Annotated in this window: 18 protein-coding genes and 1 pseudogene; 14 read left to right on the forward strand and 5 right to left on the reverse strand. The window is 65.3% G+C overall.

Annotated elements, in window-relative coordinates:
- Positions 1 to 80: 80 nt before the first annotated feature.
- The 7 genes from JNJ68_RS15610 (at position 81) to JNJ68_RS15640 (ending at position 5,394) form a co-directional block, all read left to right on the forward strand.
- A complete protein-coding gene (locus JNJ68_RS15610; protein ID WP_294983489.1) occupies positions 81 to 548 on the forward strand; it encodes a YbaK/EbsC family protein in 468 nt (155 codons plus the stop codon).
- 120 nt (positions 549 to 668) lie between these two features.
- Positions 669 to 1,154, forward strand: coding sequence for a DUF2852 domain-containing protein (locus JNJ68_RS15615; RefSeq protein WP_294983491.1), 486 nt, complete (start codon positions 669 to 671; stop codon positions 1,152 to 1,154).
- A gap of 132 nt (positions 1,155 to 1,286) precedes the next feature.
- Positions 1,287 to 2,111: an arginyltransferase gene (locus JNJ68_RS15620; RefSeq protein WP_294983493.1), complete on the forward strand. Its 825-nt coding sequence runs from the start codon at positions 1,287 to 1,289 to the stop codon at positions 2,109 to 2,111.
- Between the two features lie 3 nt (positions 2,112 to 2,114).
- Positions 2,115 to 2,498 carry a VOC family protein gene (locus tag JNJ68_RS15625; protein WP_294983495.1) on the forward strand — a complete coding sequence of 128 codons (384 nt, stop codon included), beginning with the start codon at positions 2,115 to 2,117 and terminating at the stop codon, positions 2,496 to 2,498.
- A 65-nt stretch (positions 2,499 to 2,563) separates the two neighbouring features.
- A complete protein-coding gene (locus JNJ68_RS15630; protein ID WP_294983496.1) occupies positions 2,564 to 2,908 on the forward strand; it encodes a helix-turn-helix domain-containing protein in 345 nt (114 codons plus the stop codon).
- A gap of 117 nt (positions 2,909 to 3,025) precedes the next feature.
- Positions 3,026 to 3,622 carry a TRAP transporter small permease subunit gene (locus JNJ68_RS15635; RefSeq protein ID WP_294983498.1) on the forward strand — a complete coding sequence of 199 codons (597 nt, stop codon included), beginning with the start codon at positions 3,026 to 3,028 and terminating at the stop codon, positions 3,620 to 3,622.
- Positions 3,622 to 5,394: a TRAP transporter large permease subunit gene (locus tag JNJ68_RS15640; protein WP_294983500.1), complete on the forward strand. Its 1,773-nt coding sequence runs from the start codon at positions 3,622 to 3,624 to the stop codon at positions 5,392 to 5,394. The genes JNJ68_RS15635 and JNJ68_RS15640 overlap by 1 nt, the downstream gene beginning before the upstream one ends.
- Positions 5,395 to 5,462: 68 nt before the next feature.
- Here the strand turns inward: JNJ68_RS15640 and JNJ68_RS15645 are convergent, their stop codons facing one another.
- Complete coding sequence (locus tag JNJ68_RS15645) at positions 5,463 to 6,566, reverse strand: TRAP transporter substrate-binding protein (RefSeq protein ID WP_294983502.1); 1,104 nt, start codon at positions 6,564 to 6,566, stop codon at positions 5,463 to 5,465.
- 277 nt (positions 6,567 to 6,843) lie between these two features.
- Between JNJ68_RS15645 and JNJ68_RS15650 the strand changes: the two genes are divergently transcribed.
- From JNJ68_RS15650 to ilvN, 3 genes are all read left to right on the forward strand, one after another.
- Positions 6,844 to 7,245, forward strand: coding sequence for a VOC family protein (locus JNJ68_RS15650; RefSeq protein WP_294983504.1), 402 nt, complete (start codon positions 6,844 to 6,846; stop codon positions 7,243 to 7,245).
- Positions 7,246 to 7,528: 283 nt separating this feature from the next.
- A complete protein-coding gene (locus JNJ68_RS15655) occupies positions 7,529 to 9,274 on the forward strand; it encodes an acetolactate synthase 3 large subunit (protein WP_294983506.1) in 1,746 nt (581 codons plus the stop codon).
- A gap of 72 nt (positions 9,275 to 9,346) precedes the next feature.
- Positions 9,347 to 9,907, forward strand: coding sequence for an acetolactate synthase small subunit (ilvN, locus tag JNJ68_RS15660; RefSeq protein ID WP_294983508.1), 561 nt, complete (start codon positions 9,347 to 9,349; stop codon positions 9,905 to 9,907).
- A gap of 42 nt (positions 9,908 to 9,949) precedes the next feature.
- Here the strand turns inward: ilvN and JNJ68_RS15665 are convergent, their stop codons facing one another.
- From JNJ68_RS15665 to JNJ68_RS15675, 3 genes are all read right to left on the reverse strand, one after another.
- Entirely contained in the window at positions 9,950 to 10,720 is a 771-nt protein-coding gene (locus tag JNJ68_RS15665; protein WP_294983509.1) for an enoyl-CoA hydratase-related protein, read from the reverse strand.
- 66 nt (positions 10,721 to 10,786) lie between these two features.
- Positions 10,787 to 11,257: a cytochrome c-type biogenesis protein gene (locus JNJ68_RS15670; protein ID WP_294983511.1), complete on the reverse strand. Its 471-nt coding sequence runs from the start codon at positions 11,255 to 11,257 to the stop codon at positions 10,787 to 10,789.
- Positions 11,254 to 13,224, reverse strand: coding sequence for a heme lyase CcmF/NrfE family subunit (locus JNJ68_RS15675; protein ID WP_294983514.1), 1,971 nt, complete (start codon positions 13,222 to 13,224; stop codon positions 11,254 to 11,256). Before JNJ68_RS15675 ends, JNJ68_RS15670 begins: the two co-directional genes overlap by 4 nt.
- 176 nt (positions 13,225 to 13,400) lie before the next feature.
- On the opposite strand from JNJ68_RS15675, the gene rocF reads away from it, so the two are divergent.
- Both rocF and JNJ68_RS15685 read left to right on the forward strand, forming a co-directional pair.
- Complete coding sequence (gene rocF, locus JNJ68_RS15680) at positions 13,401 to 14,324, forward strand: arginase (RefSeq protein WP_294983517.1); 924 nt, start codon at positions 13,401 to 13,403, stop codon at positions 14,322 to 14,324.
- Positions 14,324 to 15,358, forward strand: coding sequence for an ornithine cyclodeaminase (locus tag JNJ68_RS15685; protein ID WP_294983520.1), 1,035 nt, complete (start codon positions 14,324 to 14,326; stop codon positions 15,356 to 15,358). Before rocF ends, JNJ68_RS15685 begins: the two co-directional genes overlap by 1 nt.
- A 257-nt stretch (positions 15,359 to 15,615) precedes the next feature.
- On the opposite strand, the gene JNJ68_RS15690 is transcribed toward JNJ68_RS15685, so the two are convergent.
- Positions 15,616 to 15,885 carry an usg protein gene (locus JNJ68_RS15690; protein WP_294983523.1) on the reverse strand — a complete coding sequence of 90 codons (270 nt, stop codon included), beginning with the start codon at positions 15,883 to 15,885 and terminating at the stop codon, positions 15,616 to 15,618.
- A gap of 191 nt (positions 15,886 to 16,076) precedes the next feature.
- Between JNJ68_RS15690 and gyrA the strand changes: the two genes are divergently transcribed.
- A complete protein-coding gene (gene gyrA, locus JNJ68_RS15695; RefSeq protein WP_294983526.1) occupies positions 16,077 to 18,794 on the forward strand; it encodes a DNA gyrase subunit A in 2,718 nt (905 codons plus the stop codon).
- Positions 18,781 to 19,004 (forward strand): annotated as a pseudogene (locus JNJ68_RS15700) (hypothetical protein); the annotation flags it as partial. The gene gyrA and the pseudogene JNJ68_RS15700, both read left to right, overlap by 14 nt.

Here is a 19,004-nt window from a genome sequence, read left to right on the forward strand (position 1 = left end):
GGGACGGAAGGGTCAACCGTTTCAACGGATTGACCGGGGAGGGCCGGGATGGTTGGGTCGGCGCGACAAGAGGAGGCGAGATGTCGAAGTCATTGGCCCGGGTGGTGGCGGCGTTGCAGGCGGCCGGTATCGCGTCGGCTCCGATCGAGGCAAAGGGCGAAATCCGGACCGCCGAAGCAGCGGCAGCGGAGGCGGGGGTTGCGGTCGACCAGATCGTCAAGTCGGTCCTGTTCCAGGGCGAGAGCGGACAGCTTTACCTGTTCCTGACTGCGGGCGGCAACCGGGTGGACCCCGCCAAGGCAGCAGCGCTGGCGGGAGAGACGCTGTCGCGTGCAGAAGTGGAGGTGGTGCGGCGGGTGACGGGCTTTGCCATCGGTGGGGTCGCGCCGCTCGGGCATCTGACGCCCCTGCCCGCCTTCCTGGACCCGCGGCTTCTGGACTTTGCCGAGGTCTGGGCCGCGGCGGGCACGCCTCGCCATATGTTCCAGGTGCATCCCGAGGCGCTGCTCCGGGCCACGGGCGCGGCCCCTGCCGCCTTCACCGGCTAGGCGGAAAGGCGCCGGTCCCTGCGATATGTGAAAATACTTCACATGCCCACTTGCGTGAGGGCCGGGCATGCTCCATCTTCCGTCATGTGAAGAACATTCACATCAAATGGAGACCCGCCGATGTACACGACGACCGACACCGCCCGGCCTGGCGGGATCCGCACCGCCTTCCGCCGTTCCGAAGCCTGGCTGGACCAGCGCGGCAAATGGGCCTGGATCGCCGCCATGGTCTTGGGCTTCATCATCTTCTGGCCCGTGGGGCTTGCCCTTCTGGCCTACATGATCTGGGGAAAACAGATGTTCGCACGTTCCTGCGGCCACCGCCGCCACCATGACCACCACCATGCCTGGGGCCGCCACGCGATGCGCGCGGGCCAGCCGACCGGCAACCGCGCCTTCGACGACTACAAGGCGCAGGCGCTGCGTCGGCTGGAGGAAGAGCAGGAGGCGTTCGAAGCCTTCCTGCAACGGTTGCGCAGCTCGAAGGACAAGTCCGAGTTCGACAGCTTCATGGACGAGCGTGCCCGCGCCACCGCCGCGCAGGATGCCGCCGAGGCCGCGACCGAAACGAAACCCGAACCGGGGGCGCGACCGGGCGAATACTGATCCCGGTGCCGATGCTCCCTGACCCGCCCGCGCCCCCGCACGGGCGGGTTTTCATTTCTGGCGCACACGACCCTTGGCGGAAGCATTTTGCCTTGCTAGGCTCCTGCCCAATCCAGATCCTTTTCAACGCAGATGCGCCATTCCCTTCCCCTGACGCCCCAGTTCTACGTGACGGCGCCGCAAGCCTGCCCCTACCTGCCGGGGCGGATGGAGCGGAAGCTGTTTACCGCGTTGCAGGGGGAACATGCGCAGAAGCTGAATGACACGCTGTCCAAGCAGGGATTCCGGCGCAGCCAGAACGTGCTCTACCGTCCCTCCTGCGCGGAATGTTCGGCCTGTCTCTCGGCGCGCATCCGGGTGGCGGACTTCCAGCCCTCGCGCACGCAGAAGCGCATCCTGAAACGGGGCGCGATGCTTCGGCGCAACGCGACGAGCCCCTGGGCCACGGAAGATCAGTTCACGCTGTTCCGTCGCTACCTCGACGACCGCCACGCCGATGGCGGCATGGCCGACATGGATATCTTCGAATTCGCCGCAATGATCGAGGAGACGCCGATCAAGAGCCGGGTCATCGAATATACCCGCTCTGCCGATGACGGCGAACGCGGGCGCCAGCTTTCGGCCGTCTGCCTGACCGATGTCTTCGATGATGGCCTCAGCATGGTCTACAGCTTCTACGACCCGGCGCTGACCGACATGAGCCTGGGCACCTATGTCATCCTTGATCATGTCGCCATCGCGCGCGAGGCAGGGCTGCCCTACGTCTACCTCGGCTACTGGGTGCCGGGCAGCCGCAAGATGGGCTACAAGGCAGGCTTCTCGGCGCTGGAAATCTACAAGGGCGGGGAATGGGTGGCGATGGGCAACCCCGCCAGCCATGCGGCGGACCTGCACCCGCTGTCGGTCGACCCGATCGCCGAACAGGTTGCGCGGATCAGCCTGCCCGACACCCGCTAGCAGGTGGCCGCCCGCATCCTGGCCATCGCGCTTGTCGTGCCCGATTATGAGGCGGGGCTCGCATTCTATGTGGGCCAACTGGGCTTCCGGCTGGTCGAGGATCTGGACCAGGGCCGCAAGCGCTGGATCGTGATCGAGCCTCCTGGCGGCGGGACGCGGCTGGTGCTGGCCAGGGCCGAGGGAGCAGAGCAGCTGGCCGCCATCGGCAACCAGGCGGGCGGAAGGGTCTTCCTCTTCCTGGAAACGGACGATTTCGCCCGCGACCATGCCGCGATGCTGGCCGCCGGGGTGGAGTTCGAGGAAACCCCGCGCCACGAACCCTATGGCAGCGTCGCGGTCTGGCGCGACCCGTTTGGCAATCGCTGGGACCTGATCGGGCCGCCATAGACGCAGTAACTTGCGGTAACGCGGGGAAAGGACTATTTCGGGATCAGCTGCCCGAAAGGCCCGCGATGACCATGATCCGCAAGAACCGCATGCCGCATCCGATGTGTCCCTTGTCGGACTGCATGGCCTTCATCGGCGGGGCCTGGACGCCGATGATCCTATGGTATCTCTCCACGGGTCCGCGGCGGTTCTCGGAACTCCGCGCCGACATTCCGCTGGTCTCGGCCAAGGTGCTGACCCAACGGCTGCGCGAGCTGGAAGAGCGCGGCATCCTGGCGCGCTGCGTGCTGCAGAGTTCGCCCCCCGCCGTCGAATATGCGCTGACTTCGCTCGGGCAGGAATTCATGCCGGTGATCCAGGCCATCGCCGAAGTGGGGCAGCGGCTGAAGGACAAGACCTCCGCCGCCTGACGCTACGGCAATTCACCTTCCCTGGCGGTTGGGTTCTTGGCGGATGCGCGCGGATGCCTTAGCGTTCGCGCAGGGCACGCCGAACAAAGGGCGGCCGTCAACAGGAGGGGGTTCGGGATGCAGGCCTTGCTTGCTGTCTCGCGTGGTATAGACCGCGTGAATGCATTTGTCGGTAAATCGGTGATGTGGCTGATCCTGCTGGCAGTCCTTGTCAGTTCGGGCAACGCCATCGTGCGCAAGCTTCTCAACTGGTCGTCGAACTCGCTGCTGGAATTGCAGTGGTATCTGTTCGGCGCGGCCTTCATGGGGGCGGCGGCCTATACGCTGCAACAGAACGAGCATATCCGCATCGATATCTTCTACGGTACCCGTACCCGGCGCACGCAGCACTGGATCGATCTTCTGGGCCACATCTTCTTCACCCTGCCCTTTGTCGTGCTGATGACCTGGATGCTGATCCCCTACACCATGCAGGCCTATCGGATCGGGCAGATCTCCACCAATGCCGGCGGTCTTTTGATCTGGCCCGCCCGGGCGATCCTTGCGGCGGGATTCGCTCTTCTGATCGCGCAGATCATCGCCGAGATCATCAAGAAGATCGCGGTGATGCAGGGCCTGATCGAAGATCCCCATCCCTTCGTCTCGGCGCATGAAGCGGCCGAGCTGGAAGGCGAGACCCTCGCCAAGGCCGTGTCCGGCGAGGAGAAACGCTGATGCTTGAATTCATCGCCATCAACATGGCTCCGATCATGTTCGCGAGCCTGGTGATCTTCCTTCTCATCGGCTACCCGGTCGCCTTCTCTCTGGCGGCGAACGGGCTCTTGTTCTTTGCCATCGGCGTCTGGCTGGCGCCCTGGTCCGGCGGGACCATCACGCTGGACTGGCCGCTTCTCTTCACCATGCCCGCGCGGCTTTGGGGGATTCTGTCGAATGAGACGCTTCTCGCCATCCCCTTCTTCACCTTCATGGGGATCGTCCTTGAACGCAGCGGCATGGCCGAGGACCTGCTGGACACCGTCGGCCAGCTGTTCGGCCCGATCCGGGGCGGCCTTGCCTATGCGGTGATCATCGTCGGCGCGCTTCTGGCCGCCACGACCGGGGTGGTCGCGGCCAGCGTCATCGCCATGGGCCTGATCTCGCTGCCGATCATGCTGCGCTATGGCTACGATCGACGGGTGGCATCCGGCGTGATCGCGGCTTCGGGTACCTTGGCGCAGATCATCCCGCCCAGCCTGGTCCTGATCGTGCTGGCCGATCAGCTCGGCCGCTCGGTCGGCGACATGTACAAGGGCGCGATGATCCCGGGCCTGGTCCTGACCGGTCTTTACATGGGATATGTCTTCCTGATCTCGATCTTGAAGCCGCATTGGGTGCCCGCCCTTCCGCCCGAGGCCCGGACCCTCGGTCATGGTGTCGCTTCTCTGATCATCGCCCTGGCGGTTTGCATCGGCATCGGCTACGGCGCGCATCTCTGGCTTTCCCCGACCCAGGGCTCCAATGCCGACATTCTTGGCGCCACGGTCGGCGTGATTTTCATCTACATCTGGGCGATCCTCGACAAGGCGCTGAACCTCAACCTGCTGTCGAATCTTGCCCGTCAGGTGATCGTCGTCCTGATCCCGCCACTTGCGCTGATCTTCCTTGTCCTCGGCACCATCTTCCTTGGCATCGCCACGCCTACCGAGGGCGGTGCAATGGGCGCGGTGGGCGCGATGATCCTCGCGGCGATGAAGAAGCGACTGAACCTGCCCGTCATTTCTTCGGCCCTGGCCTCGACCACGCGGCTGTCGGCCTTCGTGATCTTCATCCTGATCGGCGCGCGCGTCTTCTCGCTTACATTCTACGGCGTCGAGGGTCACAAATGGGTCGAGCACCTGCTGATCGGCCTGCCGGGCGGACAGACGGGTTTCCTGATCATCGTCTCGGTGCTGGTGTTCCTGCTGGCCTTCTTCCTCGACTTCTTCGAGCTGGCCTTCATCATCGTTCCCTTGCTGATCGCCCCGGCGGTCGCGCTGGACATCGACCTGATCTGGTTCGGCGTCATCCTGGCGGTGAACATGCAGACCTCGTTCATGCACCCGCCCTTCGGCTTTGCGCTGTTCTACCTGCGCTCGGTGGCACCGCGCGGCTCCTATGTCGACAGGATCACGGGCGAGCGTCTGGCGGGCGTCACCACCGGCCAGATCTACTGGGGCGCGGTGCCCTTCGTGGTCATCCAGGTGGTGATGATCGGGTTGACGATCTCCTTCCCGTCGATGGTGATGCACTACAAGGGTGCGGTGGTCGACCCCTCGACCATCGAGATCAAGGTCCCGACCCTGACGCCGCTTGCCCCCGGAGCCGGCGCGGCCCCTGCCCTGGGTGGCCCGACGCTGGGCGCGCCGAACCTTGGCGGGACACCTGCCCCCGCCGCGCCGGCCGAGGATGGGGCGGCGGTCCCTGCCCTGCCGGGTCCGACGCTGGGCGCGCCAGTGGTCAACCCCTGACCCTGGCGCTGCAACGAAAGAGGCCCCGGAGTTTCCTCCGGGGCCTTTCTGCTTTTCTGCGGTGGCGATTACAGCTTGCCGGCCTGCTGCTGTGCCATCATGAACACGTCGTAGTTGTATTCGGCGATCTGGGCGTTCAGGTAGGCGTCGCGACGGAACGCATCCTGGCTGTCCTTGATCTTCTTGAAGGTCGCGTTGGTGGCGCTGACTTCGTCATAGGTCGCCTTGGCCGCATCGAAGGCCGCCGAAAGCACGTCCTGCGGCAGCGGCCGAAGCTGTGCACCGTTGGCCACCAGCGACTTCAGCGCCGTCGGGTTCTTCCAGTCGTAGTTCGACAGCATGTCGGCGTTGGCAACGACGCAGCCTGCCCTGAGGATCGACTGGTAGGCCGGGGTCAGTTCGTTCCACTTGGCCAGGTTGATCATCGTGGCGATGGCCGGGCCGCCTTCCCACCAGCCGGGATAGTAGTAATAAGGCGCGACCTTGTAGAAGCCGAGCTTCTCGTCATCATAGGGGCCAACCCATTCGGCGGCGTCGATGGTGCCCTTTTCCAGCGACGGGTAGATGTCGCCGCCCGCGATCTGCTGCGGCACGACGCCCAGCTTCTCGATCACCTTGCCGGCGAAGCCGCCGATCCGCATCTTCAACCCCTGAAGATCGGCGAGGCTGTTGATTTCCTTGCGATACCAGCCCGCCATCTGCACCCCGGTGTTGCCGGCGGGGAAGGCGATCAGGTTCTGGGTCGCGTAGAACTCGTTCATCATGTCGATGCCGCCGCCGTGGTAGAACCAGGCGTTCATCATCCGGGCATTCAGCCCGAAGGGCACCGCCGCGCCAAGCGCGTAGGTCGGATCCTTGCCCCAGAAGTAGTAGGGCACGGTATGGCAGGCCTCGACCGTCCCCGCCGAGACTGCATCGGCGGCCTCAAGGCCGGGGACCAGTTCGCCCGCCGGGAAGACCTGGATGCTGAACTTGCCATCCGTGGCTTCGGACACGTATTTCGCCATCACATCCGCAGCGCCGAAGATCGTGTCCAGCGACTTCGGAAAGGACGATGTGACCCGCCAGGTCACGGTCGGGGCGTCCTGGGCGATGGCCGGTGCCGCCAGCGTCGCGGCTCCGGCTGCCAGTCCGCCCACGGAAGCCTTTGTCAGAAATGAGCGTCGATCCATGCAGTTCTCCTCCACTGTTCTGCCGGCCGCCGGTCGGATCACCCTTGGCCAGGCTTTGGTCGGGAGAGCCTAGAGAGCCTTCCTCGGCTTGAGAACCCAAAATTGCCGTCATCGCGGAAAACCTTGCCTTTACCTAGGGTCAACTGGCCGGCGGCTTTTCAATCCGCGTCCGTTGGCGCTATCGTCCGGCAGGAACTGCCTGCGCCTTCGGCAGTGCCCGATTGCCGGGCATCTTCTTTCACCGGAAAAGCAGAATCAGCCCGAAAGTCCGCATCAGATGTTCAGCTATATCTCGCTTGGCACCCGCGACATTGCCCGCGCCATCCGGTTCTACGATGCCGCGCTCGCCCCGCTCGGCCACCGCCGGATCGCAGGTTACGATCCCGAGGACCGCAGCGCCGCCTGGGGACTGGACGATCCGGGGCCGCATCTCTGGGTGACGCCGCCTTTTGACGGCCAGCCCGCCAGCTCCGGCAACGGCACCATGGTGTCCTTCCTGGCCGAAACCCGCGCGGCGGTCGCAGCCTTCCACGCCGCCGCCCTTGCCCATGGCGGCAGCGACGAAGGCGCGCCCGGCCCGCGCCCGGAGTACGGACCGCACTTCTATGCCGCCTATGTTCGCGATCCGGATGGCAACAAACTGAACGCGGTTTGCTATCGCGATGATGCCGCGCACTGAAGGTCTGGGGCTGAATTGCAAAAGTTGCGCTACGCGGCGGCCTGTCGCAACAAAAGTTCAAAATATGCGCCGCAGTGCGACATTTTCGTATTGCAAATCCGGTTGACGCCCGGCATATCCCCGCTTACTTTTCCGACCGAACGTCAAGGGATGGGCTTATGGCCAGACTTCTTGTCATCGTAGGAAGGAAGCGCATGGGCCGGTGACGGTTGACCATACAGGTTCCCATGCGCCCCCGAAGGAAACCTCGGGGGCTTTTTGTTGCGCAAAGGCGGAGACGGACATGACGAAGCAGATGACCGGAGCAAGAATGGTGATCCAGGCCCTGAAGGATCAGGGCGTCGAGGTCGTCTTCGGCTATCCCGGCGGCGCGGTGCTTCCGATCTATGACGAGATCTTCCAGCAGAACGACATCCGCCATGTGCTGGTGCGCCACGAACAGGGCGCGGTCCATATGGCCGAGGGTTATGCCCGCTCGACCGGCAAGCCCGGCGTGGCGCTGGTGACATCCGGCCCCGGCGCGACCAACGCGGTGACAGGGCTGACCGACGCGCTGATGGATTCGATCCCGATCGTGGTGCTGACCGGCCAGGTCCCGACCTTCATGATCGGCACCGACGGCTTCCAGGAGGCCGACACGGTCGGCATCACCCGGCCTTGCACCAAGATGAACTGGCTGGTGAAGGACACCGCCAAGCTGGCCGAGACGATCCACCAGGCTTTCCACGTCGCCACCCACGGCCGCCCCGGCCCGGTGCTGATCGACATCCCGAAGGACGTGCAGTTCGCCACCGCCGACTATGTCCCGGCGGAAAAGGCGAAGGTCGCGCATTACCAGCCCCGCACCGAGGGCGACCCGGACCGCATCGCCCAACTGGTCGAGCTGATGGAGCAGGCCGAACGCCCGATCCTCTATACCGGCGGCGGGGTGGTGAACTCCGGCCCCCGCGCCAGCGCCTTGCTGCGGGAACTGGTGGCGGAGACCAATTTTCCCATCACCTCGACCCTGATGGGGCTGGGCAGCTATCCCGCCTCGGGCAAGAACTGGGTCGGCATGCTGGGGATGCACGGGCTTTACGAGGCCAACCTCGCGATGCACGGCTGCGACCTGATGATCAACATCGGCGCGCGGTTCGATGACCGGATCACCGGGCGGGTCAAGGACTTCAGCCCGAAATCGAAGAAGGCGCATATCGACATCGACCCTTCCTCGATCAACAAGGTCATCCATGTCGACGTGCCGATCCTCGGCGACGTGACGAAGGTGCTGGAGGAACTCCTGCGCCAGTGGCGCGCGCGGGGGTCGAAGACCGACCAGCGCGGGCTGGCGCAATGGTGGAAGCAGATCGACGAATGGCGCGCGGTTAAGTGCCTGTCCTACAAGCCCTCGGCCACGACGATCAAGCCGCAATATGCGCTGGAACGGCTGGAGGCGCTGACCAAGGGCATGGACCGCTACATCACCACGGAAGTGGGCCAGCACCAGATGTGGGCCGCGCAGTTCCTGGGCTTCGAGGACCCGAACCGCTGGATGACCTCCGGCGGTCTGGGGACGATGGGCTACGGCCTGCCCGCCTCCATCGGCGTGCAGATGGCCCATCCCGAGGCGCTGGTGATCAACGTCGCCGGTGAGGCATCGTGGCTGATGAACATGCAGGAAATGGGCACCGCCATGCAGTTCCGTGCCCCGGTCAAGCAGTTCATCCTAAACAACGAACGGCTCGGCATGGTGCGCCAGTGGCAGGAGCTGCTGCACGGCGAGCGCTATTCGTCTTCCTGGTCGGAATCGCTGCCCGACTTCGTGAAACTGGCCGAGGCCTTCGGTTGCAAGGGCATCAAATGTGACCGCCCACAGGACCTGGACGACGCGATCATGGAGATGCTGGCCTACGACGGCCCGGTGATCTTCGACTGCCTGGTGGAAAAGCACGAGAACTGCTTCCCGATGATCCCGAGCGGCAAGCCGCACAACGAAATGCTCCTCTCCGCCGACGCCGAGGCGTTCCGGTCGGGGGCGGTGCTGGTGTGAACCGTCGCGCCGGGGGTTTCACACCCCCGGACCCTCGTGGGATATTTGCAGACAGAAAATGAAGGGGACGTCATGTCCGCACTGAACATCAAGAAAGGCTCCACGAGCCATTCCGCCTATGACCTCCGCTCGGCGCTCTCCGAGGTCGAGGAGAGCCACACCCTTGCGGTCATCGTGGAAAACGAACCCGGCGTCCTGGCCCGTGTCATCGGCCTCTTCTCGGGGCGCGGCTACAACATCGACAGCCTGACCGTGGCCGAGGTCGATCACACCGGCCACCGCTCGCGCATCACCATCGTCACCCGCGGCACCCCCGCCGTGATCGACCAGATCGAGGCGCAGCTCTCCCGCATGGTCCCGGTCCACGCGGTGCAGGACCTGACCGCCGAAGGGCCGAGCGTCCAGCGCGAACTGGCGCTGGTCAAGGTCGCGGGCCGTGGCGATCACCGGATCGAGGCTCTGCGGCTGGCGGAGATCTTCCGCGCGAATGTTGTCGATTCCACGCTGGAAAGCTTCGTCTTCGAGATGACCGGCACACCCGAGAAGATCGACGCTTTCGCCGAGCTGATGCGCCCGCTGGGGCTTGTGGAAATCGCCCGGACGGGCGTGGCGGGCCTGAAGCGCGGGGTGTAGGTCGGGGCGTGCCCCGACTCTCATGGCGGGGCACGCCCCGCCCTACGCGCCGGTAAACCTCGGTGCGCGCTTCTCCAGGAACGCCGCCACGCCTTCGCGGAAATCCTCGGATGCGCCGCATTGGCCCTGCAACCGCGCCTCGACCGCCAGCTGCGCCTCCAGCGGCTGGTCGAAAGCCCCGCGCAGCGCCTGTTTCAGCGCGGCATAGGCCCCGGTCGGCCCCGCCGCGAGCTTCGCCGCCCGCGTCGCCACCACCTCGGCGAAGCGGTCGTCCGGCGCCGCTTCCCAGATCATCCCCCAGCTTTCCGCCTGCCGCGCGCTGACGGGTTCCGCCAGCAGCGCCGCGCCCATCGCGCGCTGCAAACCCACCCGGCGCGGCAGGAAGCTGGTGCCACCCGCATCCGGGATCAGGCCGATCCGGGTGAAGGCCTGGATGAACACCGCGCTTTCTGCGGCAATCACAAGATCGCAGGCCAGCGCCAGATTCGCCCCCGCGCCCGCCGCGACCCCGTTCACCGCGGCGATGACCGGCACCGGCGCCTCGGTGATCGCGCAGATCATCGGGACATATTCCTCGTTCAGGGTCCGCTCGAAGCCCGCGTCGTCAAGGCCCGTCGCATCAGACAGGTCCTGGCCCGAACAGAAGCCGCGCCCGGCCCCGGTCAGCACGATCACCCGCGCGGAATGACCTACTGTCAGCGCCGCCGTCAGCTCGCGCCGCAAGTCGCGGTTCAGGGCATTCATCACGTCGGGCCGATTCAGCGTGACCTTGTGCACGCCGCCTTCCACCTCGACCCTGACCAGTTCACCCATCGCCCGCCCTCCCGCTTTGGCCGGCACTCTATCGGGCCACCGGCAGGTGCCAAGGGCAACGCCGCGTCACTCCTTCAGGATTTCCTTCAGCCGGGCCTCCTCTTCGGCAGTAAGCGAGACCTCTGGCGCCATGCGCCGCCGGCCGGCCGTGACCGCCACCGCCACCCCCGCCAGCAGCAGCGCCGGACCGGCCAGCCAGAGGACCAGGTTCACCCCCTTGGCGGGCGGGTTGAACAGGACGCCCTCGCCATAGCGGGCGACGATGTAGTCGACCACCTCGGCGTCGGTATCGCCGGCCACCAGCCGCTCGCGGATGATGATCCGCAGGTCGCGGGCGATGGGGGCGTTGCTGTCGTCAATCGTCTCGCCCTGGCAGACCGGGCAGCGGATGTCATGGCTGATCGCCCGCGCGCGGGCCTCCAGCGCCGGGTCGGCCAACATCTCGTCCGGCTGCACCGCCCAGACGGGCGTCACCATAAGGAACAGCGCCACGACGTAGGGTGGCGTTCCACCCCACCATGCCCGTAAACCCCTCATTCCGCAGGCACCCCGACCGCCGCCCGCCGCGCGCCCGCCGCCACCCGATAGCGCCGGTCGCTCAGGCTGAGCACGCCGCCGAAGGCCATCAGCAGCGCTCCACCCCAAAGCCAGTTGGCGAAGGGCTCGATATAGCTCCTGACCGCCCAGCCGCCGCCCTTCTGCTTGTCGCCAAGCACGAGATACAGGTCGCGCGTGAAACCGAAGTCGATGGCGGCCTCGGTCGTCGGCATCCCGGCCACCGGGTAGATCCGTTTCTCCGGGTTCAGGACGGCGACCAGCGCCCCGCCTTTCGTCACCGTCATGGTCCCCATTGTCGAGGTGTAGTTCGGCCCCTCGACATCCTCGACCTTGTCGAGCCGGACCTCGTAGGCACCCAACGGGAATGTCTCGCCCACCTGAACCACGCGGATATCCTCGACCTTCCAGGAATGCATCGCAGCCACGGCGAAGATCGTCACCCCCAGCCCCAGATGCGCCGTGGCCTTGCCCCAGTCGGCCCGCGGCAGGCGGGTCAGCCGCGACAGGCGCGCGCCGACATCTTCGCGCCCGGTCCGCGCCCAAAGGTCGGCCAGCGCCCCGAACACCACCCAGGCCCCCAGCGCAAGGCCGATGGGTCCGAGCGCCGACTGCCCGCTCTGCAGCGCAAAGGCGAGACACCCCAGCGCGACGGCCAGCACCAGAACCGGCAGCAGCCCCCGCACGCTGCGCCCGATGGACCCCCGCTTCCACGCCAGCATGGCGCCGACGGGCAGGATCAGCGCCAGCGCCACCATGAAGGGCGTGAAGGCCGCGTTGAAGAAAGGCTCGCCCACGCTCAGATCGCGCCCGAGCAGCATCTGCCCGACCAGGGGCCAGATCGTCCCGATGAACACGACGAAGGCCGCGACCGACAGCAGAATGTTGTTTGCCACCAGCGCGCTTTCCCGGCTGACCATGGCGAAGATCCCGCGCGCCTCCATCACCCCGGCCCGCGCCGCGAACAGCATCAGCGCGCCACCGGTGAAGAAGCCCAGGATCATCAGGATGAATATCCCCCGCTCCGGGTCGTTGGCGAAGGCGTGGACGCTGGTGATCACCCCCGAGCGCACGATGAAGGTGCCGATCAGGCTGAACCCGAAGGCCATGATCGCCAGAAGGATCGTCCAGGCCTTCAGGCTTTCCCGCTTCTCCACCACGATGGAACTGTGCAGCAGCGCCGCCGCCAGCAGCCAGGGCATGAAGCTGGCATTCTCGACCGGATCCCAGAACCAGAAACCGCCCCAGCCGAGTTCATAATAGGCCCACCAGGACCCCAGCGCGATGCCGATGGTCAGGAAAATCCAGGCCGCCAGGGTCCAGGGCCGCACCCAGCGCCCCCAGGCGGCATCGACCCGCCCCTCGATCAGCGCCGCCACTGCAAAGGAAAACGCCATCGAAAGCCCGACATAGCCAAGATACAGGAACGGCGGATGGAAGGCCAACCCCGGGTCCTGCAACAGCGGGTTCAGGTCCTCGCCGTCCAGGGGCGGCATCGCCAGCCGCCAGAACGGGTTCGAGGTGATCAAGAGGAAGGCCATGAACGCCACCCCGATCAGTCCCTGCACCGCCAGCACCCGCGCTTTCAGCCGCACCGGCAACCCGCCGCCAAACGCCGCCACAGCCGCGCCGTAGATCGCCAGGATCAGCACCCAGAGGAGGAGCGACCCCTCATGGTTCCCCCAGACCCCCGACACCTTGTAAAGCATCGGCTTCAGCGTGTGCGAGTTCGACACCACCACCGCCAGCGAAAAGTCCGAGACCACGAAAGCCCAGGTCAGCGCCGCGAACGACGCGCCGATCAGCAGCAGCTGCAGCCCCGCCGCCGGGCCCGCCAGCGCCATCAGCCGCTGGTCGCCGACATGCGCGCCCCACATCGGCAGCGTGGCCTGTACCACCGCCACCATCAGCGCCAGGATCAGCGCGAAATGCCCAAGCTCGACGATCATCAGCCTCTCCTGTCGTTCCGCCCATGATAAGCCTCCCCGCGGGCAGGCGAAAGCCCTGCGCCCTTCCGCCGCGCCGGACTGGCAGATTGCCAGTCAGAAGCCGCTGTTGCCGCCGCATTGCCGGTTGCCACCCGCAACCCTGCCCCGCTACACCCGGACGACAAGTGGAGGTTCCCATGCCCAAATGCATCCTGATCGGCGCGCCCATCGACAGCGGCCAGAAACGCGCGGGTTGCCTGATGGGGCCCGCCGCCTACCGCGTTGCCGGCATCGCACATGAAATCGGCGCCGAAGGCCACGGGATCGAGGACTGGGGCGACCTTGCCCTGTCGGACCTGCCCGATGTCTCCTGCCCCAATCCGGTCGTGCACGATCTGGCCGAAACCGTCGCCTGGGCCCGGCTTCTGATGGACAAGGTCGACGACGCTTTGTCCGAGGGCGGTTTCCCGATCATCCTCGGCGGCGACCATTCCCTTGCGCTCGGCTCGGCCGCCGGGGCCGCCGCCTATGCCGCGCGGCAGAACCGGCCGCTGTTCTTGCTCTGGCTTGACGCGCATTCCGACTTCCACACCCCGCTCACCACCACCTCCGGCAACCTGCACGGCACGCCGCTCGCCTATATTGCGGGGCGCGAGGGGTTCGATGCCTTCCCGCCCTTCCCGCTGGCTGTCCCGGCCCACCGGATCTGCATGTTCGGCATCCGCTCGGTCGACCCAGCCGAACAGGCGGCGATGCAGGAACGTGACATCGCCATCAACGACATGCGCGTGATCGACGAACGTGGCCTCGTCGCGCCCTTGCGCGAATTCCTTGACCGCGTCCGCGCCGAAAGCGGAATGCTGCACGTCTCGCTCGACGTCGATTTCCTCGACCCCTCCATCGCCCCCGCCGTCGGCACCACCGTCCCCGGCGGCGCGACCTTCCGCGAGGCGCATCTGGTGATGGAGCTTCTGCACGAAAGCGGCCTTGTCACCTCGCTGGACCTCGTCGAGTTGAACCCCTTCCTCGACGACCGCGGCATGACCGCCCGGCTGATGGTCGATCTGGTGGGCAGCCTGATGGGCAAGAAGGTCTTCGACCGCCCGACGCGGAGCAAATGATGACCCTCAACCTGGTCCCCTTCGTTTCCGTCGACAAGATGATGAAGCTCGTCCTCCATCTTGGCATCGAGCGCGTGATGCGCGACCTCGTGACCGAGATCGAGGCCGATTTCCGCCGCTGGCCCTTGTTCGACAAGACTCCCCGCATCGCCTCTCATTCCGATGTGGGCGTGATCGAGCTGATGCCGACGTCGGACGGTGAAACCTACGGCTTCAAATACGTGAATGGCCACCCGTCCAACATGAAGAAGGGGCTGCAAACCGTTACCGCCTTTGGACTTCTGGCCGATGTATCTACAGGCTACCCGGTGCTTCTGTCGGAAATGACCATCCTAACCGCGTTGCGCACCGCCGCGACCAGCGCGATGGCGGCGAAATGGCTGGGGCCGAAGACCGACACGATGGCCTTGATCGGCAACGGCGCCCAGGCCGAATTCCAGGCCCTCGCCTTCCGCGAGGTCTGCGGCATCCGCGAGGTCCGGCTCTACGACCTCGACCCCACCGCCACGGCGAAATGCGCAAGGAACCTTGCTGGTCGCGACTTGCGCGTCGTGTCCTGCCGCACGGCGGAAGAGGCGATCCAGGGCGCCGGGATCATCACCACCGTCACCGCCGACAAGCAATATGCCACGATCCTGACCGACAACATGGTTGGCAGTGGCGTCCACCTGAATGCGGTCGGCGGCGATTGCCCCGGGAAGACCGAGCTGCATCGCGACATCCTTCTGCGCTCGTCCATCTTCGTCGAGTATCCGGCCCAGACCCGCGTCGAGGGCGAGATTCAGCAGCTCGCCCCGGATCATCCGGTCGTCGAGCTGTGGCGCGTGATCGCGGGTGAAGCGCCCGGCCGGACCTCGGCTGCCGAGATCACCCTCTTCGACAGCGTCGGTTTCGCCATCGAGGATTTCTCGGCGCTGCGCTATATCCGCGGCAAGCTGGCCGAAACCGGGTTCTACGACGATCTCGACATGATCGCCGACCCCGATGATCCGCGCGATCTGTTCGGGATGATCCTCCGCGCCGCTCAACACTGAGATGATCTGTCGACCTTGCGACGGGGACGATCCCCCCGCAAGAGCACCCGAACTGGCACCGACCCCATATCTTGTGATTCAGATCGAGCTGATTTCACGGATCTTGCGGCGTATATACGTCACGTAGATTCGTTGTATCTATGCGACGCACAACCTGAACCTGCATCGCAAGATTGTTTCCAACTGAAGCGCGTTACATATTCCGCGAATTGGAACCAGACGCGATGCTGCGCTGCGATTGTTTCACAATTCGCGATTCAGTGAATCCGGAACTCGCCCACCACGTTCCGCCATTCCCCCGGGGCAATCAGCTTGCGATGGGTGAAGCGCACCGAATGGAGCGGACCCTCGATCTTTTCCTGCCAGAACTCGATGAAGCGGAACAGCTCCGGATAGTCCGGCGCAAGGTCGTATTCCTGCCAGATGTAGCTGTTCAGGACATGGCGATAATCCGGCATCCGGTAGTAAAGCTCCGCCGTGGTCAGCCCATAACCTTTCAGCATCAGTTCCGTTTCGCGCCCGGCCATATGAACCTCCTGTCTGGTGGCACATGGGAGAATCATGCCACCACCAGACTGATAATCAATGAAAGCAGAATGTTGGCGCGCAGGTGGCCGGACTGGCCTTGCATTTCGGCCACGCCATTGCACCCCATAGCTGGGATGGTGTATCTTCCGGCCTGCTACATATTGATCCCGCACGGAAGGCGCCCGCCCTCATGGCCGATACCCCGGAAGACACTGACAACAAAGAAGAAAACCCGGAGCGTCCCAGCTGGCACGGCCCCCAGGTCGATATCTCGGCCGAGATGAAGACCGCCTATCTCGACTATGCGATGAGCGTGATCGTTTCCCGGGCCATTCCCGACCTGCGCGACGGGCTGAAACCCGTCCACCGCCGCATCCTGTTTGCGATGCACGAGAGCGGCAACACGCATGACAAGAGCTATCGCAAGTCGGCCCGGCCGGTCGGCGACACGATGGGGAAATACCACCCCCATGGCGATTCCGCGATCTATGACGCGCTGGTGCGCATGGCGCAGCCTTTCAGCATGTCGCTGAAACTCCTTGATGGGCAAGGGAATTTCGGCAGCATGGACGGCGACAACGCCGCCGCCATGCGCTATACCGAAGTGCGGATGGACAAGCCCGCCGCGTTCCTCTTGTCGGACATCGACAAGGAGACGGTGGACTTCCAGGACAATTACGACGGCAAGGACAAGGAACCCACCGTCCTTCCCGCCCGCTTCCCCAACATGCTGGTCAACGGCGCGGGCGGTATCGCCGTCGGCATGGCCACCAACATCCCGCCACACAACCTGGGCGAGGTGATCGACGGCACGCTTGCGATGATCGAGAACCCCGACATCAGCACGGAGGCGCTGATGGAGATCATCCCCGCCCCGGATTTCCCCACCGGCGGCGTGATCCTCGGTCGCTCCGGCGCGCGCAAGGCCTATCTGGAAGGTCGCGGCTCGGTGATCATCCGCGCCAAGACCCATATCGAAGAGCTGCGCAAGGACCGCTGGGGCATCGTCATCGACGAGATCCCCTATCAGGTCAACAAGGCCACGATGATCGAGAAGATCGCCGAACTGGTCCGCGAGAAGCGCGTCGAGGGTATTGCCGGGATTGCGGACGAGTCCGACCGCATCGGCGTCCGCGTGGTGATCGAACTGAAGCGCGACGCGACGCCCGACGTGGTCCTGAACCAGCTCTTCCGCTTCTCGACCATGCAGATCAGCTTCGGCTGCAACATGCTGGCGCTGAACGGCGGCCGCCCCGAACAGCTCACGCTGCGCGATTTCCTCAGCCATTTCATCACCTTCCGCGAGGAAGTTGTCGCGCGTCGCACCGCGTTTGAACTCCGCAAGGCCCGCGAGCGCAGCCACATCCTCTGCGGCCTCGCCGTCGCCGTCTCGAACGTCGACGAGGTCGTTGCCACCATCCGCGCCTCGGCCACCCCCGCCGACGCCCGCGAGCAGTTGATGTCCCGCCGCTGGCCTGCGCATGAGATCGCCGCGTATATACAGCTGATCGACGACCCCAGCCACAGGATCAACGAGGACGGCACCTACAACCTCTCCGAACGCCAGGCCCGCGCCATCCTCGACCTGCAACTCCAGCGACTGACCCAGCTGGGCGTCAAGACCATCACCGACGAGCTTGAGGAATTGGCACGGCAGATCAAGGACTTCCTCGACATTCTTGGCAGCCGCGACCGCATCATGACGATCATCTCGGACGAGCTGCGCGAGGTCAAAGCCCTCTTCGCCGTCCCCCGCCGCACCGAGATCGCCGACTGGTCCGGCGACATGGAGGACGAGGACCTGATCGAGCGCGAGGACATGGTCGTCACCATCACCTCGGGCGGCTACATCAAGCGCACCCCGCTGGCCGAATTCCGCGCCCAGAACCGCGGCGGCAAGGGCCTCGCCTCGATGCAGACCAAGGACGACGACGTGGTGACGACACTTTTCGTCGCCAACACCCACACCTGGCTCCTGTTCTTCACCACCGACGGCATGGTCTACAAGCTGAAGACCTGGCGCCTGCCGCTGGCGGGCCGCACCGCCAAGGGCAAGGCTTTGGTCAATATCCTGCCCATTCAAAGCGGCATCTCCATCGCCGCCCTGATGCCCGTCGACGTGCCCGAGGAAGACTGGGGCAACCTGCAGATCGTCTTTGCCACCTCGGACGGCGACGTCCGCCAGAACGACCTGTCGGACTTCACCAACGTCAAGCGCAACGGCAAGATCGCGATGAACCTGCCCGAGGGGATCACGCTGGTGAACGCCGCCATCGCCGACGAAAACGACGACATCATGCTGGTGACAGAGGCCGGTCGCGCCATCCGCTTCTCCACCACCGAAATCCGCGTCTTCAAGTCCCGCGGCTCCACCGGCGTGCGCGGCATCCGGCTGGCCGAGGGCGACCATGTGGTCAGCATGTCGATCATCCGCCATTTCGAGGCCACGCCCGAGGAACGCGAAGCCTACCTGAAACAGCGCCGCCTGATGGCCGGGATCACCGAGGACGACAGCGACGACGAGGAAGACCACGTCGCCGCAGGCCAGCTTTCCCCCGACCGCTACGCCCAGATGTCGGCGGCCGAGGACCTGATCCTCACCGTCACCAAGGGCGGTTCGGGCAAGCTCTCCTCCAGCCACGACTACCCGGTCCGGGGCCGTGGCGGCATGGGCGTCAAGGCAATCTCGCCCGGTCCAAGGGGGGGCCGCATCATCGCCTCCTTCCCCGTCACGCCTTCGGACCAGATCATGCTCGCCACCTCCACCGGCCAGTCGATCCGCGTGCCGGTCGACCAGATCAGCTTCCGTTCGCGCAGCGCCGGTGGGGTCAGGGTCTTCAATGTTGCATCGGACGAGGAGGTTGTCTCAGTAGCGCGGGTCGCCGATCAGGGCGATGACGCGGCTTGAAGCCCGCCTCGCGGCCCTTGCGGCCGCAGGCGCGACCGTCACCTATGGCGCCCTAGCGCGTGAGCTTGGCCTCCGCATGGCCGACCTCACCGCTCAGCTTGAAACCCTGATGGAGGAGGACGCCACCCTGAACCGCCCGTTCCGCGCCGCCCTCCTCCGCCAGCGCCTCTCGCCTGACCAACTCCCCGCCCCCGGCTTCTTCCAGAAGGC

This window comes from Tabrizicola sp., from assembly GCF_016793705.1.
In the GTDB taxonomy this organism is placed as follows: Bacteria; Pseudomonadota; Alphaproteobacteria; order Rhodobacterales; family Rhodobacteraceae; genus Tabrizicola.

Excerpts from the sequence above, each read along its gene's own strand:
- JNJ68_RS15610 (WP_294983489.1), top strand. The coding sequence starts at position 81 with ATGTCGAAGTCATTGGCCCGGGTGGTGGCGGCGTTGCAGGCGGCCGGT.
- JNJ68_RS15615 (WP_294983491.1), top strand. The coding sequence starts at position 669 with ATGTACACGACGACCGACACCGCCCGGCCTGGCGGGATCCGCACCGCC.
- JNJ68_RS15620 (WP_294983493.1), top strand. The coding sequence starts at position 1,287 with ATGCGCCATTCCCTTCCCCTGACGCCCCAGTTCTACGTGACGGCGCCG.
- JNJ68_RS15630 (WP_294983496.1), top strand. The coding sequence starts at position 2,564 with ATGACCATGATCCGCAAGAACCGCATGCCGCATCCGATGTGTCCCTTG.
- JNJ68_RS15635 (WP_294983498.1), top strand. The coding sequence starts at position 3,026 with ATGCAGGCCTTGCTTGCTGTCTCGCGTGGTATAGACCGCGTGAATGCA.
- JNJ68_RS15640 (WP_294983500.1), top strand. The coding sequence starts at position 3,622 with ATGCTTGAATTCATCGCCATCAACATGGCTCCGATCATGTTCGCGAGC.
- JNJ68_RS15645 (WP_294983502.1), bottom strand. The coding sequence starts at position 6,566 with ATGGATCGACGCTCATTTCTGACAAAGGCTTCCGTGGGCGGACTGGCA.
- JNJ68_RS15650 (WP_294983504.1), top strand. The coding sequence starts at position 6,844 with ATGTTCAGCTATATCTCGCTTGGCACCCGCGACATTGCCCGCGCCATC.
- JNJ68_RS15655 (WP_294983506.1), top strand. The coding sequence starts at position 7,529 with ATGACGAAGCAGATGACCGGAGCAAGAATGGTGATCCAGGCCCTGAAG.
- ilvN (WP_294983508.1), top strand. The coding sequence starts at position 9,347 with ATGTCCGCACTGAACATCAAGAAAGGCTCCACGAGCCATTCCGCCTAT.
- JNJ68_RS15665 (WP_294983509.1), bottom strand. The coding sequence starts at position 10,720 with ATGGGTGAACTGGTCAGGGTCGAGGTGGAAGGCGGCGTGCACAAGGTC.
- JNJ68_RS15670 (WP_294983511.1), bottom strand. The coding sequence starts at position 11,257 with ATGAGGGGTTTACGGGCATGGTGGGGTGGAACGCCACCCTACGTCGTG.
- JNJ68_RS15675 (WP_294983514.1), bottom strand. The coding sequence starts at position 13,224 with ATGATCGTCGAGCTTGGGCATTTCGCGCTGATCCTGGCGCTGATGGTG.
- rocF (WP_294983517.1), top strand. The coding sequence starts at position 13,401 with ATGCCCAAATGCATCCTGATCGGCGCGCCCATCGACAGCGGCCAGAAA.
- JNJ68_RS15685 (WP_294983520.1), top strand. The coding sequence starts at position 14,324 with ATGACCCTCAACCTGGTCCCCTTCGTTTCCGTCGACAAGATGATGAAG.
- JNJ68_RS15690 (WP_294983523.1), bottom strand. The coding sequence starts at position 15,885 with ATGGCCGGGCGCGAAACGGAACTGATGCTGAAAGGTTATGGGCTGACC.
- gyrA (WP_294983526.1), top strand. The coding sequence starts at position 16,077 with ATGGCCGATACCCCGGAAGACACTGACAACAAAGAAGAAAACCCGGAG.